We start from the raw sequence: 26375 nt of genomic DNA, 5'->3' as shown, positions 1-26375 counted from the left end.
CCTCGTCGCGCCACCCTGCGTGACCCCCCCCACAGGTGGCGGACCCGTCAGGTGGCGGGGACCGTCCAGAGCCACACGTCGTCCACCCGGCGGGGCTCGCCGAGCAGGGCGGTGGCGGTGCGGCGCAGGGCGTCCTCGTCGAGGTCGTACTTGGCGCCGTGCACCTCGTCGGGCAGGACGACCGCCTCGACCCCCCAGTACCGCAGGTCCGCCCGGGACAGCCGGATGCTGCCCTCGGTGACGATCGGCACCAGCCCGGTCCGCCCGGCCTGGTCCATCAGCGTGTCGAAGGTGCGCGGCGGCGGCCCGATCCGGCCCCGCCCGTCCGGGCCGCCGGGGCCGAGGAAGAAGCCGGCGGGCAACCGGAACTCGCCCTGCCGGTGGGACAGGGCGTACGCCTGCCAGCGTTGCCCGTCGGGGGTGACGTCCAGGGTCAGCGGGATCGGGGTGAGCACCCCGCCCGGTGAGACGTACTCCCGCCAGGTGCCGGCGGTGACGAACTCCGGCACCGGCGGGCGGACGCTGGTCAGCAGCGGGATCGGCAGCAGCGGCAGCAGCGCCGCCACGAACCCCGCCCGCCAGGCCCAGGCCGCCGGGCGACCCGGCGGCGTCGCCCGCAGCCGGTCGACGGTGTACGCCAGCAGCACCCCGATCACCGGCGCCACCACCAGGGCCAGCCGGGACGGCAGGGCGGCGTTGACCACCGGCAGGTCGTCCAGCACCCCGAAGGGCAGCAGTTGGCCGGTACGGCTCCCGTTCCACTTCGCCAGCGGCCCCCAGGACAGCACCGCGAAGACCACGGCGGTCACCCCGAGCGCGGTCAGCGTGGCCCGCCGGCCGGGGCTGGCCCGACGCCACAACCACCCGAAGCAGACCACGGTGAGCAGCAGCAGCGGCACCCCGAAGAAGCTGTTCTCCTCGGTCGGGTTGGGCGCCAGCGTGGTGTCCCAGCCCAGCGCGCCGGCCACCGACCGGCTCGGGTACGCCCCGAACGCGGCGATGTCCTCGGCGTGGATGACCGGGTCGAAGCCGGTGCCGTGGAACCGTTGCGGCCCGGCGAAGTGCAACCACAGCGGGTACGCCAGCAGCACCCCGGCGACCAGCGCGGTCACCGCCAGCCCGCGCAGGAAGTCCGGCAGCGCGGCGCGGGCCTGCGCCCGGCGGGCCGGGTGCAGCGCCCACCCGGCGAGGAAGACGGCGACCGCCAGCGCGGTGAAGAACAACCCCTCGGCGGCGACCGAGAAGGCCACCGCGACCAGCACCCCGAGCACCAGCCCGCCGCGCAACCAGCGGCCCGGCCGGCGCAGCGCGAACACCCCGGCCACCAGCAGCGGCACCAACCAGCCGGCGGTCCAGTTCAGGTGGGCGTTGGCGTGCGCGACCATGCCGGGGGAGAAGGCCACGAACAGCGCCCCGACACCCGCCGCGACCCGACTGGCGACCAGGTGCCGGGAGAGCAGCCAGTACCAGGCCAGCGCGGTGGCGGCGAGGTTGAGGGTGAGGATCACCAGGAACGTGGCCGGCGGCCCGATCAGGTACGTCAACGGGGCGAAGACCACCGCGTACACGGTGATCGAGGTGTTGACGGCGAGGTTCACCCCGTCCGGCACGTTGAGCAGGTGGGTGAAGAGCGGGTTCTCCCCGTGGGTGACCGCGTGCCCGCCGAAGGCGAGCAGCCACTCGAAGAGCGCCTGGTCGCTGGAGTTCACGGTGACCGCCCGCTGGTTCGGGTCGCGCCACAGCCCGCTGGTCACCCAGACCGCCAGCGCCACCGCGACGACCAGCACGATCAGGTCGGCCCGCCGACCCCGGGCGGCGTCCGGGGCGGCGGTGGGCGGCGGGTCGGCGGCCAGGGTCGGGGAAGTCGGCACGGAGCGGACGTTACCAACCGGAACTGGACCGACCGGTCGGACCCGCGACCCCGACCACGGCGGGTCAGTCGTGCAGGGCGGCGTGCAGCGCGGCGGGCAGCTCGGGGTGGGTCCAGGAGAAACCGGCCCGGGTGAGCACGGCGGGCAGGACCCGGGTGCTGGTCAGCGCCTCCTGGGCGAAGCCGCCCAGGGCGACCTTCAGGGCGACCGCGGGGATCGGGACGATCGCCGGCCGGTGCAGTTGACGGGCGAACTCCCGGGTGAACTCGGCGTTGGTGACCGGGTTCGGGCCGACCACGTTGACCGCGCCGGCGACCTCCCCGGCGGTCAGCAGGAACACCGTCCCGTCCAGCCAGTCCCGCAGTGAGATCCACGGTAGCCACTGCCGCCCACTGCCGAGCCGACCGGCGACGCCCAGCTTGAACGGCAGCAGCTGCGGCTTGAGCAGCCCCCCGTCGCGGTGCAACGGCAGACCCGTCCGCAGCCGTACCACCCGGACCCCGGCGTCCTCGGCGGGTCGGGTCGCCGCCTCCCAGACCCGGCACACGTCGGCGAGGAACCCCTCACCCGCCGGGGCGTCCTCCTCGACCACCCGGTCGCCGGTGTTGCCGTACCAGCCGACCGCCGAGGAGTTGAGCAGCACCGGGGGCCGGTCCGCCGCCGGCATCCCGGCGATCGTGACCGCCAGCGTGGTGGTGGTGTCCACCCGGCTGGACCGGATCACCCGGCGGTAGTCGTCGGTCCACCGCCTGTCGCCCACCCCGGCCCCGGCCAGGTTGACCACCGCGTCGGCCCCGGCCACCACGGCCGGGTCGAGCTGCCCGGCGGTCGGGTCCCACCGCTGCTCGTCGGGGGTACGCGGCGACCGCCGGACCAGCCGGACGACCTGGTGCCCCTCGTCGGTGAGACGATCGACCAACCGGGTGCCGAGAAAACCGGACGCGCCGCCCATCAGGATCCGCATACCCCTATCTTCGGGCACGCGCCCCCGATCGGATGCGCCGACCACCAACCCCCACCCGACCCCACCCCCCGACGTCCACCCCCGGCCGGCTCGTCCCGGTGATCAAGAGGTTCGCGTCAGGTTGAAGATCAATCTTGACGCGAACCTCTTGATCAACTGACTCGAACCTCTTGATCAGCGGGGACGGGGCGGCCATCCGCCGAGGCGGGGCGGGGGAGTCGGGGGTGAGTGGTCGGGCGGGAGGCGGGAGGGCGGGGGCCCGTGGTGGCGGGGCCTACCGGGCGGCCGGGTCGCCGGCCGGGGTCGGGCGCAGGTCGGCCAGGAGGCGCTCCACCTCGGCGAACGCGTCCTCCGGGAGTGGGCCGAGGGTGAGGGCGGCGAAGTTCTCCCGGGCCTGCGCCACCGTCCGGCAGCCGGGGATCGGCAGCGTACGGGGGCTGCGGGCCAACAGCCAGCCCAGCGCCCCCTGGGCGAGGGTACGGCCGTCCGCGGTCAACGCCGCCCGGATCGCCGCCACCCGGGCCGACCACTCGGGGGTGGGCCGGCCGTCGCGGAACCAGACCAGCCACTCCGGCGCCCGGCCCCGCACGTCGTCCGCGCCCGGCGTGCGGGTGGCCCCGGTGAGCAGGCCCATCGCCAGTGGCCCCCGGTTGAGGCTGGCCAGGTCGAAGGCGTCGCAGACGGCGAGCACGTCCGGGTTGTCGTTCAGCACCGACTCGTCGTGCTCGACGGCGATGCAGTGCGGCCCCGCCCCGGCGAACGCCCGCGCCGAGTCCGGGTCGTCGGTGCTCCAGCCGTACCCCCGGATCTTGCCCTGGGTGACCAGGCCCTCCAGGGTGTCGACCAGGTCGAGCGCGGCGGACGCCGGCAGGTCGTTGAGGTGCAGCAGGTAGAGGTCGACGTGGTCGGTGCCGAGCCGGCGCAGCGACCCCTCCAGGCTGGCCACCGCGTACGCCGGGCTGGCGTCCACGCCCAGCGCCCGTCGGGTCGCCTCGTCGCTGCGATTGCCGAACTTGGTGACGATCACCGCCTCGTCCCGCCGGCCGGCGAGCGCCCGGCCGAGCACCCGCTCGCTGTGCCCGGCCCCGTAGTTGCTGGCCGTGTCGAAGAGGGTGACGCCCAGGTCGAGGGCCTGGTGGATGGTGGCGACCGACTCGTCGTCGTCCACCTCACCCCAGCCGTACGGCTGACCGTCGTCGCCCCACAGCGGACCGCCGATCGCCCAGCACCCCATGCCGATCGCGCCGACCTCGATTCCGCTGTGGCCCAGAGTCCGTGTCGTCGTCATGCCGACCAGTGTTCAACCTGGAGTGCGCTCCAGGTCAAGCGGTAGCATCCGCCCCATGTACCCGCCCTCGGAGGCCGCCCGGCGCAGTGGGTTCAGCCTCGACACCCTCCGCTACTACGAGAAGATCGGCCTGCTCAGCGGCGTCGGCCGTACCTCGGGTGGCCGTCGGGTCTTCACCGACGACGACCTGAGCTGGCTGGTGATCTTCCGCTGCCTGCGCGACACCGGCATGCCGATCGCCGAGATGTGCCGCTACGCCGAGCTGTCCCGGGAGGGGGAACACACCGTCGCCGCCCGGCAGGAGCTGCTGGAACAGCACGCCGCCCGGGTCGAGGAACAGTTGACCCTGCTCCAGCGCCAGTACGCCCACCTGCGCGAGAAGATCCGCTTCTACCAGGGCATCACCGGGGCGACCCCCGCCCCCTGAGCGCCCATCACGCTCGGGTGGACCCCGCCCCGTCCGGAGCCGGTGGGGCACCGGGCAGCCGGGCCAGCACCGGGACGAGCGGTTCGAGGGCGTCCCGGCGTACCACGAAGCGGGTGACACCCCAGCGACGCCGGTGGGCCGCGACCGCCGCGACGATCTCGTCCACCGTGCCGATCAGCACGAACGGGGTGGCCAGCAGCTCGGTGACGGTCAGACCGATCCGTTCGGCCTGCTCGGCGGCGGCGGCCCCGGCGTCGTCGGTGACCACGACCGTCTGCACCAGCGCCTCCAGCGCGGGCGGGGTGTCCCGGCCGGCCGCCCCGGCGGCCACGTGCGCGAGCTGCGCCTCGATCTGGTCGACCCGCCAACGCGCCTCGTGCCGGTGCCCGTCGGCGAGGGTACGCCCGAAACCGGTCAACCCGACCACGTCGGCGTGCGCGCCGGCCCAGCGCAGCAGCGTCGAGTTGGCGGTGCCCATGGTCAACGGGATGCGGTCCCGCACCGGCCGGGGCGAGGTCAGCCGGGCCTCCCGCGCCACCAGGTCGGGGGAGTCGACAGTCACCGGGTAGCCGTCGAGCAGGGCGCGGACCGCCTCGGCGACGGCCACGCAGCGGCGTACCCGACCGGCCACGTCGGGGCGTACCCGGCCGACGGCGGCCCACTCGGCGGGGGTGTGGCCGGCACCGACACCGAGCCGGGCCCGTCCACCGGAGACCAGGTCGAGGGTGGCCACGTCGGCGGCGAGCAGGATCGGTTCCCGCACCCCCAGATTCGACACGTACGAGCCGAGCCCGATCGTGGTGGTCACCGACGCGGCGGCGGCGAGCGCGACGAACGGGGACGTCACGTCGCCCGGGTGGTCGGCGGCGAGCAGGGCGTCGAAGCCGACCGACTCCGCCCGGCGGGCGAGGTCGACCCAGCCCGCCGCGTCGGTCGGGGTGGCCTGGAGCGAGAAGACGGTCACCGGCCCAGCTTCGCCGTCGCGGGTCGTCCCGGCCATCCCGCAGGCCCGGATTCTGCCGACCGGAGAATCGCCCGCCCCCGCCCCGGGCTCTGCCGGGGCCGGCGTGGAATCGTCGGTGCGGGAGGCGCGGAACCCGGCGGCCCGGCTCACCAGTCCGGCGGTGGGGTCACCCCGAGCAGTTCCGTGGTGTCGCCGGCCCGGTGGCCGAGCGCGTCGAGGGCGGCGGTGAGGGTGCGTTCCTCGTAGCGGAAGTGCGAGGCGAGGATCGCGGACAGGCCCTCCAGCTCGACGCGGACCCGGTCGGCGGCCGCCGGGTCGTCCGCCGGTGGATCGGTGACCAGCGCCTCGATCCGGCGGACGATCCAGTCGACCATGCGGTGGTCCCGGCTGAGCTTGTCGAGCACCGGCCGCAGCTCGGGCACCTCGTCGGCGAGCACCCGGAAGGCACCGGCGTCCTCGCCGGTGTGGTGCCGGGTGAGCGCCGAGCAGAAGCTGAGGCAGTGGGTACGCAGACCGCGCAACCGCGCCGCGCCGGGTGACCCGTGGGAACCGGCGGCGAGGCCGGCCCGGAGCTGGTCGAGCTCGTCGAGCAGCCAGAGGTGGATCTCTACCAGTTGGTGGCCGAGTGCGGTCAGGCGGTCGGCGGGGGTGGAATCGGGGTGCACAGGTGTCCCTGCTGTCCGGCGCCTCCGTGCCCTCGGCGGTCTGTGTGCCGGGTACACCGCGACGCTGACGACGATCCTACGATCCCCGTCGGCGGCGCGACGGCCACACCTGGCGGGTCGGGTCAGGCTCGGCGCAGCCCCGCCATGAGCAGGTCGAGCAGGCGGCCGGCGAGGTCCCGTTGCTCCGGCCCCTGCGCCGCCAGCGACATCCCGCCCAGCCCGGCCAGCACGTCGCCCGGGTCGACGTCCGGGCGGATCGTGCCGGCGGCGACACCGGCCGCGAGCAGCCGGGTCAGCGCGGCGACCAGCAGGTCACGGCTCTGCGCGTACGGGTTGGTGCCGGCGGCGATCACCAGGCGCAGGGCGTCGGCCATGCCCTGCTTGGTGGCGAGGTAGTCGACGAAGCGGTCCATCCAGGCCCGGGTCGCCTCGGCGGGCGGCAGGCGGGTCAGCAGCTCGTCGGCGGCGTCGCAGAGTTTGGCCAGCTCGTTGCGGTAGGCGGCCTCCACCAGCGCCTCCCGGGTGGGGAAGTGCCGGTAGAGGGTGCCGATGCCGACCCCGGCCTCCCGGGCGATCGACTCCAGGGTCACCTCCGGCCCCTGCCGGGAGAACGCCCGGACGGCGGTGTCGAGCAGTCGCTGGCGGTTGCGCAGCGCGTCGGCGCGCAGCGGCCGGGCACCGGACTGCGGCGCGTCGCGGCCCGGACCGGTCTGTCGCGCGTCGCGGTTCGGGCCGGTCTGCGGCGCGTCGCCGTGGGGACTGGTGGGTGGCGCGTCGCCGTGGGGACTGGTGGGTGGCGCGTCGCCGTCGGGGCTGGTGGGCGGCACGTCGCCTCCTGACATCGGGTGCGGCGGGGCCACCGCACGGGTGCGGGTCGGCTGCGGTCGGCCGCCCGTTGCGGTGACGACGGCCACCCGGAGCGGACCGGTCCGGCGACCGGTTGGCAAACGGAGGAACCTCCGGTTAGTCTCGGAGACCGTAACGGAGGGCCCTCCACTTCTCATCGTACCGGCCGGACCGCCCGGCCCGCGCCGCACCGACAAGGACGGATCATGACCACCGACACACCGGTCCACACCCCCTTCGACGCCCGCAGCACCGCCCTGGAGGTGGTCCGCGACGTCGACCTCACCGGTCGACGCGCCGTGGTCACCGGCGGCGCCTCGGGCATCGGCGTGGAGACCGCCCGCGCCCTCGCCGCCGCCGGTGCCGACGTCACCCTGGCCGTACGCGACCTCGACGCCGGTCGGCGCGCCGCGACGGACATCACCGACAGCACCGGCAACGACCGGCTGCTGGTCGCCCCGCTCGACCTCGCCGACCGGGCGTCGGTGGCCGCCTTCGTGGCCACCTGGGACGGGCCGCTGCACCTGCTGGTGAACAACGCCGGCATCATGGCCTCGCCCGAACGGCGTACCCCCGAGGGCTGGGAGTTGCAGTTCGCCACCAACCACCTCGGGCACTTCGCCCTCGCCACCGGGCTGCACCGCGCCCTCGCCGCCGCCGAGGGGGCCCGCGTCGTCGCGGTCAGCTCCGCCGCGCACCTGCGCTCCCCGGTGGTCTTCGACGACATCCACTTCCGGCAGCGCCCGTACGACCCGTGGGAGGCGTACGGGCAGTCGAAGACCGCGAACGTGCTGTTCGCCGTCGAGGCGACCCGGCGCTGGGCCGACGACGGCATCGTCAGCAACGCGCTGATGCCCGGCGCGATCCACACCAACCTCCAGCGGTACGTCAGCGCCGAGGAACTGGAGCGGATGCGGGCCGCCAGCGGGGGCGGCGCGGCCACCTGGAAGACCGTCGAGCAGGGTGCCGCCACCTCGGTGCTGGTCGCCACCTCGCCGCTGCTCGACGGGATCGGCGGCCGGTACTTCGAGGACTGCCAGCAGGCCGCCCCGAACCAGCCCGGCACCCGCACCGGCGTCGCCGCGTACGCCCTCGACCCGGCCGCCGCCGAGCGGCTCTGGACGGTCTCCGAGCAGACCCTGCGCGGCTGAGCCGCCGGTCCGCCGGGAGGTGCCGTGCCGGCGTGTCCGGCGGTCCCGTGACGACGAAGGGCGCCCCGGTCGACGACCGGGGCGCCCTTCGCGCAGGCGGGTGTTACAGGCCCAGCTCGGCCTCGAAGTTGCCGCCCTCCAGCCGCTCCTTGACCGCGACCAGGAACCGGGCCGCGTCGGCGCCGTCGATCAGCCGGTGGTCGTAGGACAGGGCCAGGTAGACCATCGACCGCACCGCGATGACCTCGCCCAGGTCCGGGTCGTTGACCACGACGGGACGCTTCACCACGGCACCCGTGCCGAGCATCGCCGACTGGGGCGACGGCACGATCGGGGTGTCGAACAGCGCGCCCCGGCTGCCGGTGTTGGTCAGCGTGAAGGTGGCCCCGGCGATCTCGTCCGGGCTGATCTTGTTGGTCCGGGTGCGCTCGGCCAGGTCGGCGACGCGCTTGGCGATGCCGCCCAGGTTGAGGTCACCGGCGTTGTGGATGACCGGCGTCAGCAGGCCCCGCTCGGTGTCCACCGCGATGCCGAGGTTCTCGGCGTCCGGGTAGGTGATGGTGCCCGCGTCGAGGTCCATCCGGGCGTTCACGATCGGGTACGTCTGCAGGGCCTCGATGGCGGCCAGCGCGAAGAACGGCAGGAACGACAGCTTCACGCCGTGCCGCTGCTGGAACGAGTCCTTCGCCTGCGCCCGCAGCTTGGCGATCCGGGTGACGTCCACCTCGATCACCGTGGTGAGCTGCGCCATCTCGTGCAGCGACTCCTGCAGGCGGTTGGCGATGGCCTTGCGGATGCGGGTCAGCTTCTCGGTGGTGCCCCGCTTGCCGCTCGGCTGCGGCTTCGCCGCCGGTGCGGCCGGGGTCGCCGCGGCGGCCGGCTGCGCGGCGGGGGCCGGAGCCGCCTTGGCCGCCTTCGCCTTCTCCGCCGCCTCCAGCACGTCCTGCTTGCGGATCCGGCCACCCACTCCGGTGCCGTTGACCGAGGCCAGGTCGACACCGTGCTCGCCGGCCAGCTTGCGGACCAGCGGGGTCACGTAGCCGGGGGCGTCGCCGCCGCCCTGGGCGGGTGCGGCCGGTGCCGCCGGGGCGGCCGGCTGGGCGGCCCGCTCGGCCTGCACCGGCTGGGCCGCCGACTCGGTCTCGGCGGCCGGCTCGCCGTAGCCCGCGCCCGGCGTCGGCTCGGTGACCTTCGGCTCCGGCTTCGCCTCGGCCTTGGGCTGCTCCGCCTTCGGGGCCTGCGCCTTCGGGGCCTCCGCCTTCGGCTCCGGCTTCGTCTCGGCCGGGGCCGCGCCCGCCGCACCGATGATCGCCAGGTCCGCGCCGACGGCGGCGGTCTCGTCCTCGGGGACCTTGATCTCCAGGACGGTGCCGGCGACGGGCGACGGGATCTCGGTGTCGACCTTGTCGGTGGAGACCTCCAGCAGCGGCTCGTCGACCTCGACGGTCTCGCCGACCTGCTTGAGCCAGCGGGTGACCGTACCCTCGGTGACGCTCTCACCCAGGGCCGGCATCTTCACCGGGGTACCCTCGCCCGACGACGCCGGGGCGGCCTGTGCCGCCGGCTGCTCCCGGGCCGGCTCGTCCTGCTCCGGCTCCGGGCCGGTGCCCTCGGCGGCGGCCGTCGGCTCGGGGGCCGGCGCGGCCTGCTCCGGCTCGTCGGCCTCACCGTCGGCCTGCGGGGCGTCCCCGCCGGCCGACTCGCCCTCACCCGAGATGACGGCCAGTTCGCTGCCCACCTCGGCGGTCTCGTCCTCGCCGACCACGATCCGGCTCAGCACCCCCGCGGCGGGGGAGGGGATCTCGGTGTCGACCTTGTCGGTGGAGACCTCCAGCAGCGGCTCGTCGACCTCGACGGTCTCGCCCTCCTGCTTGAGCCAGCGGGTGACGGTGCCCTCGGTGACGCTCTCGCCGAGCCGAGGCATGGTGACCGATACCGGCATGTTCTGAAACTCCTTCGTGGCCTGGTGCGATCCTCGCCCGCTTGCCGCCGGCGTCGCGGAATGAGTGTGGGTCAGGCGTGCGCGTGCAGCGGCTTGCCGGCCAGGGCCAGGTGCGCCTCGCCCAGCGCCTCGTTCTGGGTCGGGTGGGCGTGCACGAGCTGCGCCACCTCCGCCGGGTAGGCCTCCCAGTTGTAGATGAGCTGCGCCTCGCCGATCAGCTCACCGACCCGGGCACCGACCATGTGGACGCCGACCACCGGGCCGTCCTCGACCCGGACCAGCTTCACGAAACCGGCGGTCTTGAGGATCTGGCTCTTGCCGTTGCCGCCGAGGTTGTAGTTGTAGACCTTGACCTTGTCGCCGTACTGCTCCTTGGCCTTAGCCTCGGTCAGGCCCACCGACGCAAGCTCCGGGTCGGAGTAGGTGACGCGCGGGATGCCGGCCTCGTCGATCACGGCCGGGTTCAGGCCGGCGATCTCCTCGGCGACGAAGATGCCCTGGGCGAAACCCCGGTGGGCGAGCTGGAGGCCGGGCACGATGTCGCCGACCGCGTAGACGTTCGGTACGCCGGTGCGCAGCCGCTCGTCGGTCAGCACGTACCCCCGGTCGAGCTTGACGCCCTGCTCCTCGTAGCCGAGGTCGGCGGTGTTCGGGCCCCGGCCGACGGCGACCAGCAGCAGCTCGGCCTCGACGGTCTCGCCGCCGGCGATGGTCAGCTTCACGCCGTTCTCGGTCTTCTCGACCTTCTCGAACGGCTTGCCGACCTTGAAGTTGATCTTCCGCTTGCGGAACGCCCGCTCCAGCGCCTTCGACGACTCCTCGTCCTCGGCGGCCACCAGCCGGGGCAGCGCCTCGACGATGGTCACGTCCACCCCGAAGGACTTCCACACGCTGGCGAACTCGACGCCGATCACGCCGCCACCCAGCACGATCACCGACGCCGGCACCCGGTCCAGGGTCAGCGCGTGGTCGCTGGTGATGATCCGCTCGCCGTCGACCTCCAGGCCGGGCAGGCTCTTCGCGTACGAGCCGGAGGCCAGGATCACGTTGCGGCCGGTGTACCGCTTGCCGTCCACCTCGACGACGTTCCTGCCGACCAGCTTGCCGGCGCCCGCCACGAAGGTGATGTTCTTGTTGCCGCCGACCAGCCCCTGCAGGCCCTTGTACAGCCGGGAGATCACCCCGTCCTTGTACGAGTTCACCCCGGCCATGTCGATGCCGACCAGCTCGGCCTTGACGCCGAACTGCGCCGACTCGCGGGTCTGGTCGGCGATCTCCGCCGCGTGTAGCAGCGCCTTGGTCGGGATGCAGCCGTTGTGCAGGCAGGTGCCGCCGAGCTTGCCCTTCTCGATCAGCGCGACGGAGAGATCAAGCTGGGCGGCACGCAGCGCCGCCGCGTAGCCGCCGCTGCCACCTCCGAGAATGACGATGTCGAAGGTTGCGTCGTTCGGCTCGCTCACGTCCAACTCCCTGGTCGCTTCGCTGCATCGGGGGGTCACGGTGGGGCGCCACGGGCAGACCCCACCTCGGTCATCTTGTCACTAGCGCGTCCGCAGCGCGTACCGAGGTGCCCAACGACACGTCCCCGACACGTACTCTTGGCACCGGTTCCCGACGACGGACGGGGGAGAGGAGTGCCCGGTGGCGCTGTTCCGGCGACGCAAACCGCCGACCCCGGCCAACCGTGACCGGCCGGCCGACCGGGCCGACCTGGATCACCTGGCCAACTTCGCCCGCACCCGCCGGGGGGTCGAGGCGTTCGTCGAACCCCGGACCACGATGACCGACACCACCGTCATCATGATCGCCGACGACGGCGAGTGGACCCGCCGACGCATCGACGGCCCGGACGCCGCCCGTCGTTTCGCCCATGCCCTGGGCATCCCGATCTACGACGTCCGGCTGATGGGCTACCCCCAGCGGATGCGCGACTACAACGAACGCCGCAAGCGCCGCCCCGAACTGTTCTGACTGCCCCCGGCGGGCCACCCGGGAAACGCGGACGGGACGCCCGCAGGCGTCCCGTCGTGGTGTCGCGAATCCGTCAGCCGTTGGCGGCGACGTCCTCGACCAGCTGCAGCAGGGTACGCACCGGCACCCCGGTGCCGCCCTTGGTCCAGTAGCCGGTCGGCTCACCCGAGTGGTAGCTCGGACCGGCGATGTCGATGTGCGCCCACGCCACGTCGTCGGTGACGAACTCGCGCAGGAACACCCCGCCCTGCAGCATGTGGCCGGCCCGGTCCATGCCCGCGTTGACCTGCGAGATGTCCGCGACGTCAGAGTCCATGCCCTTGCGGACGTCGTCCGGCAGCGGCATCGGCCAGGCCGGCTCGCCGACCGTGTCACCGGCCACCTTCACCCGCTCGCACAGCTCGGGGGTGCCCATCACCCCCGAGATCCGCTTGCCCAGCGCGATCACCTGCCCGCCGGTGAGGGTGGACGTCTCGAACAGGTAGTCGGTGCCGTCGGCGCAGGCGCGGGCCATCGCGTCGCCGAGGATCATCCGGCCCTCGGCGTCGGTGTTGAGCACCTCGACCCGCTTGCCGTTGAACATGGTGACCACGTCACCCGGCCGGTAGCTGGTGCCCGACGGCATGTTCTCGGCCATCGGCAGGTAACCGGTCACCGCCACGGCCGGCTTGAGCGCCGCGATCGCCAGCATCGCCGCGCCGACCGCCGCCGCGCCGGCCATGTCGGACTTCATCTCCCACATGCCCTGGGCCGGCTTGATCGAGATGCCGCCGGTGTCGAAGGTGATGCCCTTGCCGACCAGCGCCACCCGCTTGCCGTTCGTCTGGCCCTGCGGGGTCCAGGTCAGCTTGACCAGCCGCGGCGGGGCCTCCGACCCCTGCCCGACGGCGGTGATCCCGCCGTACCCGCCGGCCCGCAGCTGCTCCTCGTCGAGCACCTCGACGTCGAGCCCGGCGGCCCGGGCGGCGGTGGCGACGGCCTCGGCGAAGGCCGGCGGACGCAGCTCGTTCGGCGCGGTGTTGACCCAGTCGCGGCTGGTCCGCACCGCACCGGCCACGGTGGTGGCCCGGTCGACCTCGGCCCGCGCGGTCGCGTCGGCGGCGTCCGGCACGGCGATCAGCACCTCGGCCACCGGCTCCCGCCGGGACGGCTGCGGCTTGGTCTTGTAACCGGCGAACCGGTAGCCGCCGAGCAGCGCCCCCTCGGCCACCGCGCGCAGCGCGGCCGGGGCGTCGGCGTCGTCGGGCAGCGGCAGGCTCAGCGCCACCCGGGGCGCCCCGGCCAGCGCCCGGACCGCCGCGCCGGCGGCCCGGCGCAGGGTCTCCGGGGCGGGGGCGGCACCGGTCGGCTCCGGACCCAACCCGACCGCCACGACCAGCGGGGCGGTGACCGTGCCCAGCGTGGCCAGCTTGATCACCTCACCGGGGCCACCGGTCGCGCCGAGCAGGGCCAGCGTCGCGGTCAGCTTGCCGTCGAAGGCGGCGGCGATACTCTCCGCGCCGTCGGCGAGCAGCAGGGTGCCGGCGGGACCGCTCGTGGCGTCCGGGCCGGTGGTCTGGCTGTGCACGCCGATCACGATCGCGTCGACCGTGAGCTCGGCGGGGTCGGTGTCGACCAGGCTGAGGGTGGTGCTGGACGATGTCACTGAAGCTACTCCGGGCGGGCCGGGCCGGCCGCGGCGTCGCGTACCGGCGGTGATGGTCTCCGGCGGCAACCTACCCGCCGGAGCGCGGGTGCGTCCCGCCGAAGTGCCGACGGGTCCCGCCGATGCTAACCAGCGGGACACCCGGCGGTAAGTTGCCACCCATGACGGACGTGACCTCCGACGCCGCCGCGACCCGGCTGCGCCGTTCCCCGCTGCACGCGCGACACGCCGCGCTCGGTGCCAAGTTCGCCCCCTTCGGGGGTTGGGAGATGCCCCTGGAGTACGCCGGTGGTGGCGTGCTCAGGGAACACGCGGCGGTCCGCACGGCGGTCGGCGTCTTCGACGTCTCGCACCTGGGCAAGGCGCGGGTCACCGGCCCCGGCGCCGCCCGGTTCGTCAACTCCTGCCTGACCAACGACCTGGACCGGATCGGTGCGGGCAAGGCGCAGTACACGCTCTGCTGCGACGACGCCACCGGCGGGGTGGTCGACGACATCATCGCCTACCGGTACGCCGACGACCACGTCTTCCTCATCCCCAACGCGGCGAACACCGCCGAGGTGGTCCGCCGGCTGCGCGCCGCCGCCCCGGCCGACGTCGAGGTCACCGACGAGCACGACCGGTACGCCGTGCTGGCCGTGCAGGGCCCCCGCTCGGCCGAACTGCTCGACGCGCTGGGCCTGCCCACCGGGCACGAGTACATGAGCTTCTCCCCGGCGACGCTGGCCGGGGCCGAACTGACCGTCTGCCGTACCGGCTATACCGGCGAGCTGGGCTACGAGCTGGTGGTGCCGGCAGCGGACGCCGTCGCCGTCTGGGACGCGCTGTTCGCCGCCGGGGAGCGGGTCGAGCTGCGGGCCTGCGGGCTGGGTGCCCGGGACACCCTGCGCACCGAGATGGGGTACCCGCTGCACGGGCAGGACCTCTCCCTGGACATCACCCCCGTGCAGGGGCGCTCCGGTTGGGCCGTGGGCTGGGACAAGCCGGCGTTCTGGGGCCGCGACGCGCTGCGCGCCGAGAAGGCCGCCGGCCCCCGCCGGACGCTGCGTGGCCTGGAGGCCGTCGACCGGGCCATCCCGCGCGCCGGGATGACCGTGTACGCAGGTGACGCCCCGGTCGGCACGGTCACCAGCGGTACCTTCAGCCCCACCCGCAAGCAGGGCATCGCCCTCGCCCTGCTGGACACCGACCCGAAACTCGCGGACGGAGACCTCGTCGAGGTCGACATCCGGGGCCGCCGCGCCCAGATGCGGGTCACCCGTCCCCCCTTCGTCACCCCCTCCGTCCGCTGACCCCACCCCCGTCGCCCCGGCCCCCGTCGTTGCCCCCGCCCCGCAGCTCGCCCCGGTGATCAAGAGGTTTGCGTCACCCCGCCCCTGGATTTCTGACGCAAACCTCTTGATCACGCGGGCGGGTGAGTGCCCGGGCGGGTGAGTGCCGGGGGTGGGGAAGAGGACGGGGTCAGTGGGTGGGGTGGGGGCGTTCGCCGGCGTCGAGGACGGCCTGGGTCCAGCCGCCCTCGATGACGCCGGTGCCGTCCAGGACCGCCCAGTCGACGACCTCGGCGACCGCCACCACGACCGGGGAGCCGATCCGCACGCTGGGGTCGGTGTTGGCGTCGCTGGCGCTGGCCCCGACGATCCGCTCCGGGGCGTCCCACGAGCTGACCCCGGCCCACACGTACTCGGGGCCGTCGTCGCCGGGCAGGCCGTACTTGACCACCAGTTGCGCCTCCGGTGGCAGCCCGTCGGCGAGGAACCGGGCCCGGATGCCGTCCAGCCCGGCGCGGGCGGTGGCGACGGCCCGGCTCATCGCGTCACCGGACCGGGCGTACCGGACGTCCGGCTCGATGCCGGAGAAGAGGGTCGCGCAGGCCGCCGCGAAGTAGCGGCCGTCCGGCCCGGGGTGACCGGGCGGCGGGCGCAGGCTCAGGAACGAGTCGGCCTCCGGGTCGGTCGCCGGGTCCAGTTCCAGCCGCAGCAGCACCGGGGCCGTCGCGCCGTGCTGCTCCGGATTGCCGTACGCCACCGCGATGTCGTGCCCGGTCACCGTGGCCAGCACCGGTAGCTGCACGAACGCCGGCACCTCCTCGCCGGCCAGCCCGTCGGTCCAGTCCCGCAGCAGTCGGCGGGCGGCACCGGTCAGCACCGCCCCCCAGGCCCGGGTGAGATGGTCGGGCACCCCCTGGGTCTGCAACTCCAGCAGCCCGAAGCGGCGCAGCCCCTTGGTGGTGAACCACAACCCCTCGGTGTCCGAGGAGTACGGCACGAGCACCCAGTCGACAAGCCGGATCCGGCCCTGCGCGTCCGGCAGCGACTTCAACGCCGTCGCCGGGTCGAGGAACTGCAACCCGAACACGTCCACCACGTCACCGCCGACGGACTCGGCAACCGCGGCGGCCACCGCGCGGGCCGCCCACTCGTGCGCCGGTGGCCAACCCGGCCGGTACTCGGCCTGCACCACCACCAGGTGACTGGCGGCGGCGAGCCGGCCCAGCTGGGCCTCGGTCGCGCCGAACGCGGTGAGCAGATCCGGCGGCAGCTGCGGGAACTCGTCGATCGACCGGGTGTCCACCGACATCAGCGGACTGTCCAGCATCTGCGTGGCCAGGCCGTACACCGGGTCGGCGAGGCGGCCGGCGAGACCCCGTACCGCCGTTTTCGGGCTCACCGGTGGCAACCCCGCCACCGGTACCAGGTAGGTCGCGCTGAGCGACTCCGGGACCGGTACGGGCAGGAAGTCGTCCGTGATGAGCAAGTCGTCCCCCGGAAGGCCGTGCCGGTGCTGTCGGGGCAAACGCTACCCGGCGCGCCGCGTCGTCCTCAGCCGGACAGCACCAAGCCCAGGTAGACCAGCGTGGTCACCACCTCCACGACGGCCCCCAGCACGTCGCCGGTGATGCCGCCGAGCCGGCGTACCAGATGGCGCAGCAGGCCGGTGGCGACGGCGAGCGCGGCGAGCACGGCCAGCGGCCCCTGCCACGGCCGGCCCGGCACGGCCGGCACCGCCACCAGCGCGACGGTGACCGCGCCGACGACCGGCGCGACGGGCCCGACCGTCCCGGCGACCAGCGCGCCCAGCCCGTCGGGGCGGGCGGCCGGCACCCCCCGGCGGCAGGCCAGGGTCACCCCGAGCCGGCCGGCGGCGGTGCCGGCCAGCACCCCCGCGAGCACCGCCGGCCAGGACCGCCCGGCCAGCTCGGCCAGCGTCGCGGTCTGCAGCAGCAGGACGACCACCAGCGCGGCCACGCCGAACGGGCCGACGTCCGGCTTCTTCATGATCTCCAGTGCTGCCGTGCCCCGCCGGTAGGAGCCCAACGCGTCCACGGTGTCGGCCAGCCCGTCCAGGTGCAGCCCCCGGGTGAGCAGGGCTGCCGCCGCGACGGTCACCCCGGCGGCGACCAGGGGCGGGGCGAGCGCGGCCAGGCCGAGCAGCAGCGCGCCCAGCACCGCCCCGAGCAGCAGCCCGACCAGGGGCGCGAGCGCCATCGCGGTGCCCGCCGTCGCCCGGTCGATCCGGCCGGCCCGGACCGGGACGGTGGTGAGGGTGGTCAGCGCCAGCCGGAGCCCGTCGCCGCGCCCCGACTCAGCCGGCACGCCGGCCGGACGGGTCGGCCTCCGGCTCGGCGTCGGTGGGTGCGGTGGTGGTCGGCCCCGGTCCGGCCGGCGTCGGCTCGGCGAACTCCGGGGTGACGTCGGCCTGCGCCGCCTCGCCCCCGGCGGCCTCCGGCGTGGTGGGCTCCGGCGCGGCGACAATCGGTTCGGCGGCCACCGGCGTGCCGGGCTCCGGTTCGGCGTCGGGGGTGGTCGCGGCGGTACCGGTGGCCTCGTCGTCGGGGCCGCCGTGGTGCGGGTGCGCCGGCAGCGACCCGGCCAGCGCCAGCACCGAGCGCAGCAGCGGCAGGGCGGCCAACGCGTTCGCCCCCTCGCCCAGGTCGAGCCGCAGGTCCAGCAGCGGGGTCAGGCCGAGCACGTCGGCGGCGAGCCGCACCGCCGGGTGACCGCCGTGGTCGACCAGCAGGCACCAGTGCCGGGCCTGGCCGGCCAGATCCCGGGCGACCATGCCGGCGGCCAGCCCGACCGGTCCGTCGAGCAGCACCGGCACCCGGCGGGCGGTCGCCCCGAGCAGCACACCGCAGGCCACCGCCATGTCACCGCCGCCCAACTCGGCCAGGATGTCCTTGGCGTCGCGGGGGGAGCGCCGGGTGCGGTGCAGCGCGTCGCGGACCGTCGCGCACCGCACCATCCAGGCCGCGTCGTCGATCTCGCCGTCGGCGGTGTGCACCCGGCCGAGCACCGTCGGGGCCTCCGCGCCGGCCGTCGCGACCAGCACCGCCGCGGCGGCGGCCTCCGCGCCCGCGCCGCACGCCCCCAGCACCAGCAGCCGTACGCCCGCCTCGGCGGCCTCCTCGGCCAACCGCCAGCCGTAGCGCAGCGCCGACTCGACGGTGTCGGCGTCCAGCGCCGGCCCGTGCTCGATCGGCGCGGCCGGCGGGGCGTCCACCACCTGCAGGCCGGCCCCGTTCTCGGCGGCCAGCCGGGCCAGCGCCCCCCGGCCGGCGCGGGCCTGCCGGGCCAGCCGGGTCGACTCGCCGACCGGTGCCCCGGCCGCCACGCCACCGGCGTGGTCGCCGTGCAGCAGCAGCACCCGGACGTCCGTCCACGGCGTCGGGGTGGGGGTGCCCTGGGTGGCGGCGGCGAACTCGACCACCCGTTCCAGCACGCCCAGCCCGGCCCCCGGCAGGTCCAGGGTGCCGAGCCGCTGCACCGCCTGCGGGCCGGCGTACTCGTCGGGCATCGGCAGTTCCATGCCGGGCTGGATGACCAGGCCCGTGGCGACCACCGGCAGCGCCATGGTCGGCGTGGTCCAGGTCGTGCCGGCCGGGGTCTGCGCAGCCGGCGGCACCGTGGGGGTGAGCACCTCCGGCAGCGGCCCGTCGGCCGGGACCGTGGCGACGGAGGCCGGGGCGCTGGCGTCCAGCCCGTCCGCCGGGGCGGCGGCCCGGGTGGGTACGCCGACCGGCGGGACCGGTGCCGACGGCTTCAACCAGGCCGGCTGGCCGGCGACCACCAGCGCGACCGCGTCGCAGGCGTCCGCGACGGCCCGGTTGGCGGCGCCCAGCGCGTCGGCGAACGCCCGCCCCAGCGGGGTGGTCGGCACCAGCGACAGCCCCACCTCGGGGCTGACCAGCACGATCCGTGCCTCGCTGGCGCGTACCGCGTCGGCCAGTTCGGTGATGGTGGCGACGTCGTCGGCCGGCTGGTGGGCCGGGTCGAGCAGCACGGTCACCCAACCGCCCAGGTCGTCCACGAGCAGCGTCTCGTTCGGCCCGGCCGAGGCGAGCACGTCGGCCAGCCGGCGCGGGTCGTCGGCGGTCTCCTCGGTGGTCCAGCTGCCCGGCCGGCGGGCCCGGTGGGCGGCCAGCCGGGCGGCCCACTCGGTGTCGTCCGGGTCGGCGGCGGCCGAGGTCGCCACATAACGCACCGTGGGCGCGTCGGCCACCAGGGACTCGGCGAACTCCGACTTGCCCGAACGGATACCGCCGAGCACCAGGACCGTGTTCCACCCCTCAACCGACATGCCCGTACCTTAAAGCCGCCCGACCCGGCCCCGCCCGCCGGCCCGGACCCGTCACGCTGGGCGGAACCCGGGCGCGGGGACGTGCGTGCGGTGCGCGGCGGTGCCGGCCGACTACGCTTGCGGGGGTCCGTCCCCCGGGGACGGTTGAGCGGCGAGGGGAGACGCGGCATGGCGTGGAGCTGGCGGTACGAGGGCACGGACGGCGCAGCGGTCGACGGGCCGGCGGAGACGTTCAGCAGCCAGGCGGACGCCGAGTCCTGGATCGGCCAGACCTGGCGGGAGCTCGCGTCGTCCGGCGTCACCGCGGTCACGCTCGTCGAGGACGACCGGGTGGACTACCGGATGAGCCTGCTGCCGACGGCGGAGTGATGGCGGGCGACCGCCCGGGGGGCGAGCCGCTGGTGCTCGGTGTGCCCCGGGCGGCGTTCCGGCCCAGCCCGGTCTTCCTGGCCCTGGTCGCGCTCTTCGTCACCAGTGGCGTGCTCACCTGGAACGGGGTGGGCAACGTCCGGTTCGACGTGTTCCTCTTCGTCGTCTCCGGCTGGCTGGTCTCGCTGTGCCTGCACGAGTACGCGCACGCCGTGGTCGCCTACCGGGCCGGCGACCGGGACATCGCCCACCGGGGCTACCTGACGTTGAACCCGCTGAAGTACACCCACCCGCTGCTGTCGATCGTGCTGCCGGTGGTGGTGGTGCTGCTCGGCGGCATTGGCCTGCCCGGCGGGGCGGTCTGGGTGGACCGGCACGCCATCCCGGGCCGGCTGCGGCACACCCTGGTCAGCCTCGCCGGCCCGGCCACCAACGTGCTGTTCACCCTGCTGCTGGTGGTGGTGCTGCGGGTGGGCATCGACGCGGGCGGCCCGGTCGAGTTCTGGGCCGGGGTGGCGCTGCTGGGGTTCCTCCAGCTCACCGCGAGCGTACTGAACCTGCTGCCGGTGCCCGGCCTGGACGGCGGCAACATGATCCAGCCGTGGCTCAGCCCGCAGTACCGCCGGATGTACGACATCTTCGCGCCGTTCGGGTTCATCCTGCTGTTCGCGCTGCTGTGGAACCCGCGCATCGGCGGCTGGTTCTTCAGCGCCGTGTTCTGGCTCAGCGACCTGCTCGGGCTGCCGCCGTGGCTCTACGGCACCGCGCTGTCCCTGATCCGGTTCTGGCAGAGCTGACCGCACCCCACCCCGCGACGATCCGGGGTGGGGTGCGGTCGGTGCCGGTCAGGGCCGCTTGGCCGGGCTCTCCGTCTTGGCCGGGTCGCGCTCGGTGACCGGGGCGACGATGTCGTCGATGGCCTTGAGCAGGTCAGCCTCCAGGGTCACCCCGGCGGCCTTGACGTTGTCGTGCACCTGCTCCGGGCGGGACGCGCCGATGATCGCCGAGGCGACGTTGGGGTTCTGCAACACCCAGGCGACGGCGAGCTGCGGCATGGTCAGCCCGGCCTGCTCGGCGAGCGGCTTGAGCTGCTGCACCCGGGTCAGCACCTCGTCGTTGAGCCACTGCGCGATGAAGTTCGCGCCGGACTTCTCGTCGGTGGCCCGGGAACCGGCGGGCGGCGGCTGACCCGGCAGGTACTTGCCGGACAACACCCCCTGCGCCATCGGTGACCAGACGATCTGCGAGATGCCCAGCTCCTCGCTGGCCGGCACCACCTCGGCCTCGATGACCCGCCACAGCATCGAGTACTGCGGCTGGTTGGACACCAGCGGGATGCGCAGCTCCCGGGCGAGGGCGTGCGCCTCGCGTAGCTGCGACGCCTTCCACTCCGAGACGCCGATGTAGTGCGCCTTGCCGGCGTGCACGACGTCGGCGAACGCCTCCATCGTCTCCTCCAGCGGCGTGCTGTAGTCGTACCGGTGGGCCTGGTAGAGGTCGACGTGGTCGGTCTGGAGGCGACGCAGCGAGCCGTCGATCGACTCCATGATGTGCTTGCGGGACAGGCCCCGGTCGTTGCGGCCGGGACCGGTCGGCCAGAAGACCTTCGTGAAGATCTCCAGCCCCTCCCGGCGCTCCCCGGCCAGCGCCTTGCCGAGCACCGTCTCGGCCCGCGTACCGGCATAGACGTCGGCGGTGTCGAAGGTGGTGATGCCGGTGTCCAGGGCGGCCCGGACACACGCCAGCGCCGCCTCCTCCTCGACCTGCGAACCGTGGGTGATCCAGTTGCCGTACGAGATCTCACTGACCATGAGGCCCGAGCGGCCAAGGTGTCGGAATTCCATGCTCCGACCCTAGCCCCGTCCGGTGCCGGGCACCCGTCGGCGCAACCGGCGTCAGAGCACGGGGTGGGTGTCGGCGAGCAGCCGGTCGATCTCCGCCACCACCGTGTCCCAGTCGGCGTGCACCGGGGGGATCAGCGGTTCGCCCCGCCGGTCCAGCGCTCCCCAGTGGTTCATCCCGTCACCGACCAGGAACGCCACCGGGTGCACCACCAGTGCCGGGTGCACCGGCCGGACCAGCACGGCACCGGTGCGGTCGAGCACCCCACGCCGGCCGGCCAGCTCCACCACGGCCAGCCCCTCATCGGTGAACCCGTCTAGCCGACGACCGTCGGACAGCGTCGTGTCGATGCCGTGGTAACGCGGCGGGACGACCAGTCGACCGTGCCGGTCCACCGCCCCCCAGCCGCCCCGGCGCACCGCCGCCACCCCGGCCCGGAACGGCCTGACCTCCTCGAACCCCGCCGGCACCACCACCGTCCCGTCCGGCTCGATCGCCGACCAGTCCGCGTCGCCGCCCTGCGACACCCAGGCCAGGCCGTCGGAGAAGGCCAGCACCCGGGCGTACGCGGGACCGAGCAGGGTGCCGCCCGTCTCGTCGATCAGCTCCCACCCGGCCTGGTCGGGGCGGCGTACCCAGGCCATCCGCTCGTGGAACGGCTGCGCCTCGACGTACCGGTAGTCGACGACCAGCTCACCGTCGGTGTCGGCGTACCCCCAGCGACCCCGGCCGTCGTGGGTGGGGCGCGGGGACCGGCGGCCGTGCCGCACCTCGTCGCGACTACGCGGGTACGGCCCGAAGCCGCCCCGGGCCGCCGCGCGGGCGTGCACCGCGTCCAGGCACACCGCGATCCGGTCGGTCAGCTCCGCGTCCTCGGCCCGGTACAGGTCCAGGGCCCGTTCGAAGTGTCCACACGCCTCGATCAACCGGCCCTGGTCGTAGCAGGACCGGCCGGCGTGCTCGTGCAGCGCCGAGCGCAGCCGGTCCGGCAGTTCCGTCGAGTTGGCCTCGGTGAACAGCCGGTCGGCCTCGGTGAACTCGCCCTTCCAGCGCAGCGCCTCGGCCAGCCGCGCCCGGGCCAGCGCGGTACGCCGCAGCTCGCCTGTCGCCTCCGCGTAGGTCAACGCGAGCCGGCCGTCGGCCACCGCGTCGTCCAAGTCGTCGACCAGCCGGGACAGCACCGCCCGCAGGCTGAGCAGCCGGGCGCGGGCCCGGTTGTCCAGGGCCGAGGCGAGCTTCTCGGTCAACCGGCGGCGGATGCTGCGTAGCTCCGCCGGGTCCTCGACCACCTCGCGCAGGGTCTCCGGGTCCAGCCGCCACCGGTAGCCGGCGAGCACCTGCTCCGGGTCGGCCTGCCGGACCGCCGTCGCGGCGTCCCCGGACGCGGGGGTGGCCACGGGCGGGCCCGCAGTGGTGGCCCGGTCCCCGTGCTGCCTGATGCTGGCGTGGTCCCCGCCGGCCCCCTGTTCCGTGGTGCCGGCCCGGTCCGGGTCTGCCGGCCGGTCCGCGAGGGTGGCCTGGCCGTCGGGCGCGGTCCGGTCCGGGGCGGTGGCCCGGTCGGTGCCTGCCGGGCCGTCCGTGGTGCCGGTCCGGTCCCCGGTCGCCAGCGGATCGACGCTGGTGGGTCGGTCCGGGGTCGCCAGCTGCTGCGTAGTCGTGGCCGGGCTCACCGGGACGGTCCGGTCCGGCGACGCGGGTCCGTGCGGATCGCCGACCGTCACCGGGGCCGCCGGATCGCCACCGCCCGTCCCGGTGCCGCCGGTCAGAGCGCTGTCCGGCCCGGTGCCGACGGCTACGGTGCTGTCCGGTCCGGTGCCGACGGCCATGGTGCTGTCCGGCCCGGTGCCGACGGCCACGGTGCTGTCCGGTCCGGTGGCGACGGCCACGGTGCTGTCCGGGCCGGTGCCGACCTGAAAGGTGCGGCGCGGTTCGTCGTCTCCGGTGCCGGTGCCGGTGCCGGTGCCGGCCGGACGGGTGTCGGCCGGACCGGTGCGGGCCGCTGCGTCGTCCTTCGTGGTGGTGCCGCCTCCGGGGTCCGTCGGCCGGGTGCGGTCCAGGTCGTCGCGTCCCACGGCGGTGCCGGCCGGACCGGCAGCGGCGGTGCCTGCCGGTGGGGCCGTGGTGATGCCGGTCGGTGCGCTGCCGGTGAGGGCGGCGTCAGGCAGGACGGTGTCAGGCAGGACGGTGTCGGGCGTGGCGGGGTCGACCGGACCGGTGACGGTGCTGTCGGTATCGGTGGCGGGGGACACCAGGGCGATGCGGTCGGGGACGACCGCCGGGACGGCGTGGTCGCCGTCCGGGTCGCGGCCGGTGGGGGCGACCGGAGTGGACTCCCGCGTCGGGCCGGCGTCGACGTCCGCCGCGCCGGACCGGTTCTCCGGGTCGTCCCTGCCCGGCACGTCCGGCGGGGTGGCCGGGTCCGGTGTCGCGGGAGGACTCCCGGCGGTTCGACGGGTCGCGCCGACCGGATCGGGAGCGTCGGGCAGGGCGGCGGGGGTCGCCGGGACGGGGTGCCCGGCACCGGGCTGCCGGGCGGCGGCTTCGACGTCGGCCGGGCCGTTCACGGGGTGCGCCTCGGTTGCGGCGGCGGCCCGGACACCGGGGTCGGCGGGGCCACCGGCCGGGGCGGTCGACCGACCCGGGTCGCCGGTGGTCGGGAGGAGCGGGCCCGGGTCGGTGGGGTGCGACGGGGGTGCCGGCGAGCGGGGCACGGGAACGTCCGTGCCACCGGTCGGTGCCCCGTCGGGCGGGTCCGGGCGGCCGGTCGTGGCCGGGGCCGGCGCGGCATCGCCCGTCGGTCGGCCGGCCGCCGTCGTACCGTCGGGCGGGGTGGTCGGCGTGGGGGTCGACCGGCCGGGCCGGAACCAGGCCGCCGAGCCTCCCGGCGTGGTCGGGGCGGCGCTGACGGGACGGCCGGTGCCGCCGGGCTCCGGTGCCGGCGGAACGTACCGGCGGGGCCGGTCGGGGGTGATCTCCAGGGCGGGGACGTCGGTGGCGGGGGCCGCCGGGGGGCGTCCAGCGGTACCCGGGTCGGTGGGCCGTGTGGTCCCGGAGTCGGGTGCGGCGGAGGAGCGCCGGAAGCCATCCGGGCCGGTGGGCCGGTCGGTCCCGGAACCGACGGCGGGTGCGGCCGAGGGGGGCCGGGCAGCACCCGGGTCGGTGGGTCGGTCGGTCCCGGGTGCGGTCGGGGAGTGTCCGGCGGGCCGGTCGACCGGTGGCGCGCTCTCCGACGGCCGGCGGAACTCGACGTGCAACCGGCCGGCCGGCGACGCGGAGACCGGGGCGGCCTGGTCCGGGGCGGGGATGGGCGGCCGGCCGGCGGCGTGACGCCTGCGGGTGGGCAGCTCGGTGGGGGACGCGGGGGCGTCCGGTGGTTGGGGGGTCGGCCGGTGGGCCGTCGGTGCCGGTGCGTCGGAGCCACCCGGCCGGGCGCCGGCCGGCGGTGGGGGAGGACCGGGCCGGGGACCCCACGGACCGGTCGCGGGTCGGCCCGCCGTGGTCGTGCCGGGTGGCGACGACGCCGGGGCCGGCGACATCGGGGTCGACGACGCCGGGGCCGGCGACATCGGGGTCGACGACGCCGGGGTCGACGACGACGAGGCCGACGACGCCGGGGCCGGTGACACCGGCAGCCCGGAGACCGGTGCACCGGACACCGGACGGCCGGGCGACGGGTCGAGGAGCGGCGTACCGCCGCCGGCACGACCGTCGCCGGGCTGCCCCGGCGCGGCCCAGGCCGCCGGACGGCCCTCGTGGCGGGCGGGCGGCTCGTGCCTGGTGGGGTACGCCGGTCGCCCGTCGCGGCCGTGGTCCGGTTCCCGGGTCGGGCGGGGCCCGGTGGGGCCGGTACGACCCCACGGCTCGCGGTACGGCTCGTCCTGCGGACGCAGGTCGGGGTACGCCACGTGGCGGGCCGCCGGCTCGTACGGCTGAGCAGGCAGGCGCTCGTCGCGGCTCCGCGGATGCTGCCACCGCTCCTCGGGGATGGCAGGCGTCGTGCCCCGGCCGTCGTGGCGTGGTGGGCGGCCGGGCGGGATGTCGTCGCGGGGGCGGACCGGCGGGGTGTCGTGGAGCGGGCGCTGCCACCGGTCCGCGTGCCCGTGGGCGGCGGGCCGCCGGTCGGCGTCCCGACGGGGCGGGTCGTCCTCCCGGAACCGGGCCGGCAGGTCCCCGCCCGGTGCGGGTCCGGCCGGGTACGGGTCGTACCGGTCGGCGGCGCGGTGGTGTGGCTCGTCGTCGCCCCGGTGACCGGGCATGACGGTGGGGCGTTCGCCGGTGGTCCGCCGCCGGGGCGGGCCCTCGTCGGGGTCGCGCCGCCGGTCCGACCAGCTGATCCGGTCGGCCGGCCGGTCGTCGTGCCGCTCGGCTGCGGGCTGCCGGCGTTCCCGCTGCCAGACCGGCTCGTCCGACGGCCGCCGGTACGCCTCGTCGGCGGGCCGTCGGTACGCCTCGTCGGTGTGCCCCCGGTACGTCTCGTCGGCCAGCCGGCGGTACGGGTCGTGGGCGTGCCGCTCGTCGCGGGGGTCGTCCCGGCGGGGCGGCCCGTCGTCCAGGTCGGACCAGGACCGGCCGAGGTACGTGCCGTCGGAGCGGGTCGGGGCGAGCGGGGGCACCTCGGCGCGGCCGGAGGCGGTGACCCGTCCCCGGGGGTCGGCGTACTGGGAGCCGAGGTCGCCGGGATAGCGCTGCCCGGGGAACTGCGGGTGCCACTCGCCGGTCGGCTCGATCACCCAGGACGGTTCCGCGGGGGCGTCCCAGCGGTCGGACCAGCCCGTCACCTGGGGGCTCCGGGTCCACGCGTGCGGCGCGGCCCGATGCCCGGCTCGCGTCGCTCGCTCACGGCGGTGTCA

Annotated in this window: 20 protein-coding genes; 6 read left to right on the top strand and 14 right to left on the bottom strand. The window is 75.3% G+C overall.

The features are described 5' to 3' along the window. Window positions 1-47: 47 nt before the first annotated feature. The 3 genes from ACN268_RS13770 to ACN268_RS13760 all read right to left on the bottom strand — a co-directional run bounded on the left by ACN268_RS13770 (window position 48) and on the right by ACN268_RS13760 (window position 4123). Window positions 48-1871 (bottom strand): DUF2079 domain-containing protein, encoded by a 1824-nt coding sequence (locus tag ACN268_RS13770; RefSeq protein WP_421483544.1) that lies wholly within the window; start codon window positions 1869-1871, stop codon window positions 48-50. A gap of 64 nt (window positions 1872-1935) precedes the next feature. After that, window positions 1936-2835, bottom strand: a complete 900-nt coding sequence (locus ACN268_RS13765) for a TIGR01777 family oxidoreductase (RefSeq protein WP_421483543.1) — start codon at window positions 2833-2835, stop codon at window positions 1936-1938. Between the two features lie 274 nt (window positions 2836-3109). Then, entirely contained in the window at window positions 3110-4123 is a 1014-nt protein-coding gene (locus ACN268_RS13760) for an aldo/keto reductase (RefSeq protein ID WP_421483542.1), read from the bottom strand. A 55-nt stretch (window positions 4124-4178) separates the two neighbouring features. Here ACN268_RS13760 and ACN268_RS13755 point away from each other — a divergent pair, with 55 nt between their 5' ends. Continuing rightward, window positions 4179-4550 carry a MerR family transcriptional regulator gene (locus tag ACN268_RS13755; protein WP_421483541.1) on the top strand — a complete coding sequence of 124 codons (372 nt, stop codon included), beginning with the start codon at window positions 4179-4181 and terminating at the stop codon, window positions 4548-4550. Between the two features lie 7 nt (window positions 4551-4557). On the opposite strand, the gene ACN268_RS13750 is transcribed toward ACN268_RS13755, so the two are convergent. The 3 genes from ACN268_RS13750 to ACN268_RS13740 form a co-directional block, all read right to left on the bottom strand. Then, entirely contained in the window at window positions 4558-5514 is a 957-nt protein-coding gene (locus ACN268_RS13750) for an LLM class flavin-dependent oxidoreductase (protein ID WP_421483540.1), read from the bottom strand. A gap of 146 nt (window positions 5515-5660) precedes the next feature. After that, window positions 5661-6179 carry a hemerythrin domain-containing protein gene (locus tag ACN268_RS13745; RefSeq protein WP_421483539.1) on the bottom strand — a complete coding sequence of 173 codons (519 nt, stop codon included), beginning with the start codon at window positions 6177-6179 and terminating at the stop codon, window positions 5661-5663. Window positions 6180-6301: 122 nt separating this feature from the next. Further along, window positions 6302-7006, bottom strand: a complete 705-nt coding sequence (locus ACN268_RS13740) for a TetR/AcrR family transcriptional regulator (RefSeq protein ID WP_421483538.1) — start codon at window positions 7004-7006, stop codon at window positions 6302-6304. A 225-nt stretch (window positions 7007-7231) separates the two neighbouring features. Here ACN268_RS13740 and ACN268_RS13735 point away from each other — a divergent pair, with 225 nt between their 5' ends. Next, complete coding sequence (locus ACN268_RS13735) at window positions 7232-8176, top strand: SDR family NAD(P)-dependent oxidoreductase (RefSeq protein WP_421483537.1); 945 nt, start codon at window positions 7232-7234, stop codon at window positions 8174-8176. 103 nt (window positions 8177-8279) lie between these two features. Here ACN268_RS13735 and sucB read toward each other — a convergent pair whose 3' ends face one another. Next, window positions 8280-10118 carry a 2-oxoglutarate dehydrogenase, E2 component, dihydrolipoamide succinyltransferase gene (gene sucB, locus ACN268_RS13730; RefSeq protein WP_421483536.1) on the bottom strand — a complete coding sequence of 613 codons (1839 nt, stop codon included), beginning with the start codon at window positions 10116-10118 and terminating at the stop codon, window positions 8280-8282. Window positions 10119-10189: 71 nt separating this feature from the next. After that, window positions 10190-11617 (bottom strand): dihydrolipoyl dehydrogenase, encoded by a 1428-nt coding sequence (gene lpdA / locus ACN268_RS13725; protein ID WP_421483535.1) that lies wholly within the window; start codon window positions 11615-11617, stop codon window positions 10190-10192. Between the two features lie 142 nt (window positions 11618-11759). Between lpdA and ACN268_RS13720 the strand changes: the two genes are divergently transcribed. Next, window positions 11760-12089, top strand: a complete 330-nt coding sequence (locus ACN268_RS13720) for a hypothetical protein (protein WP_421483534.1) — start codon at window positions 11760-11762, stop codon at window positions 12087-12089. Window positions 12090-12162: 73 nt separating this feature from the next. Here the strand turns inward: ACN268_RS13720 and ACN268_RS13715 are convergent, their stop codons facing one another. Continuing rightward, window positions 12163-13734: a leucyl aminopeptidase gene (locus ACN268_RS13715; protein ID WP_421483533.1), complete on the bottom strand. Its 1572-nt coding sequence runs from the start codon at window positions 13732-13734 to the stop codon at window positions 12163-12165. 161 nt (window positions 13735-13895) lie between these two features. Between ACN268_RS13715 and gcvT the strand changes: the two genes are divergently transcribed. After that, a complete protein-coding gene (gene gcvT / locus ACN268_RS13710) occupies window positions 13896-15026 on the top strand; it encodes a glycine cleavage system aminomethyltransferase GcvT (protein WP_421483532.1) in 1131 nt (376 codons plus the stop codon). Window positions 15027-15195: 169 nt separating this feature from the next. Here gcvT and ACN268_RS13705 read toward each other — a convergent pair whose 3' ends face one another. From ACN268_RS13705 to ACN268_RS13695, 3 genes are all read right to left on the bottom strand, one after another. Then, on the bottom strand, window positions 15196-16491 hold the full coding sequence (locus tag ACN268_RS13705; protein ID WP_421483531.1) for a DUF2314 domain-containing protein: 1296 nt from the start codon (window positions 16489-16491) through the stop codon (window positions 15196-15198). A 65-nt stretch (window positions 16492-16556) separates the two neighbouring features. Then, entirely contained in the window at window positions 16557-17330 is a 774-nt protein-coding gene (gene cobS, locus ACN268_RS13700) for an adenosylcobinamide-GDP ribazoletransferase (protein WP_421483530.1), read from the bottom strand. Then, window positions 17320-19314, bottom strand: coding sequence for a bifunctional adenosylcobinamide kinase/adenosylcobinamide-phosphate guanylyltransferase (locus ACN268_RS13695; protein WP_421483529.1), 1995 nt, complete (start codon window positions 19312-19314; stop codon window positions 17320-17322). Before ACN268_RS13695 ends, cobS begins: the two co-directional genes overlap by 11 nt. A gap of 168 nt (window positions 19315-19482) precedes the next feature. Here ACN268_RS13695 and ACN268_RS13690 point away from each other — a divergent pair, with 168 nt between their 5' ends. Together ACN268_RS13690 and ACN268_RS13685 are read left to right on the top strand one after the other, a co-directional pair. After that, complete coding sequence (locus tag ACN268_RS13690; RefSeq protein WP_088644650.1) at window positions 19483-19683, top strand: hypothetical protein; 201 nt, start codon at window positions 19483-19485, stop codon at window positions 19681-19683. Beyond that, complete coding sequence (locus ACN268_RS13685) at window positions 19683-20480, top strand: site-2 protease family protein (protein ID WP_357932328.1); 798 nt, start codon at window positions 19683-19685, stop codon at window positions 20478-20480. Before ACN268_RS13690 ends, ACN268_RS13685 begins: the two co-directional genes overlap by 1 nt. 48 nt (window positions 20481-20528) lie before the next feature. Here ACN268_RS13685 and ACN268_RS13680 read toward each other — a convergent pair whose 3' ends face one another. Beyond that, window positions 20529-21527 (bottom strand): aldo/keto reductase family protein, encoded by a 999-nt coding sequence (locus tag ACN268_RS13680; RefSeq protein ID WP_421483528.1) that lies wholly within the window; start codon window positions 21525-21527, stop codon window positions 20529-20531. A gap of 51 nt (window positions 21528-21578) precedes the next feature. Further along, window positions 21579-26303: a WG repeat-containing protein gene (locus tag ACN268_RS13675; protein WP_421483527.1), complete on the bottom strand. Its 4725-nt coding sequence runs from the start codon at window positions 26301-26303 to the stop codon at window positions 21579-21581. Window positions 26304-26375 lie beyond the last annotated feature (72 nt).

The sequence above is a fragment of the Micromonospora sp. WMMD735 genome (assembly GCF_049178995.1).
In the GTDB taxonomy this organism is placed as follows: Bacteria; Actinomycetota; Actinomycetes; order Mycobacteriales; family Micromonosporaceae; genus Micromonospora; species Micromonospora wenchangensis.
This window is presented reverse-complemented; position numbering and strand designations above follow the sequence as displayed.

What these genes read in the sequence shown, in the direction of transcription:
- ACN268_RS13765 (WP_421483543.1), bottom strand. Translation starts at nt 2,835, where the DNA reads ATGCGGATCCTGATGGGCGGCGCGTCCGGTTTTCTCGGCACCCGGTTG.
- ACN268_RS13760 (WP_421483542.1), bottom strand. Translation starts at nt 4,123, where the DNA reads ATGACGACGACACGGACTCTGGGCCACAGCGGAATCGAGGTCGGCGCG.
- ACN268_RS13755 (WP_421483541.1), top strand. Translation starts at nt 4,179, where the DNA reads ATGTACCCGCCCTCGGAGGCCGCCCGGCGCAGTGGGTTCAGCCTCGAC.
- ACN268_RS13735 (WP_421483537.1), top strand. Translation starts at nt 7,232, where the DNA reads ATGACCACCGACACACCGGTCCACACCCCCTTCGACGCCCGCAGCACC.
- sucB (WP_421483536.1), bottom strand. Translation starts at nt 10,118, where the DNA reads ATGCCGGTATCGGTCACCATGCCTCGGCTCGGCGAGAGCGTCACCGAG.
- gcvT (WP_421483532.1), top strand. Translation starts at nt 13,896, where the DNA reads ATGACGGACGTGACCTCCGACGCCGCCGCGACCCGGCTGCGCCGTTCC.
- ACN268_RS13695 (WP_421483529.1), bottom strand. Translation starts at nt 19,314, where the DNA reads ATGTCGGTTGAGGGGTGGAACACGGTCCTGGTGCTCGGCGGTATCCGT.
- ACN268_RS13690 (WP_088644650.1), top strand. Translation starts at nt 19,483, where the DNA reads ATGGCGTGGAGCTGGCGGTACGAGGGCACGGACGGCGCAGCGGTCGAC.
- ACN268_RS13685 (WP_357932328.1), top strand. Translation starts at nt 19,683, where the DNA reads ATGGCGGGCGACCGCCCGGGGGGCGAGCCGCTGGTGCTCGGTGTGCCC.
- ACN268_RS13680 (WP_421483528.1), bottom strand. Translation starts at nt 21,527, where the DNA reads ATGGAATTCCGACACCTTGGCCGCTCGGGCCTCATGGTCAGTGAGATC.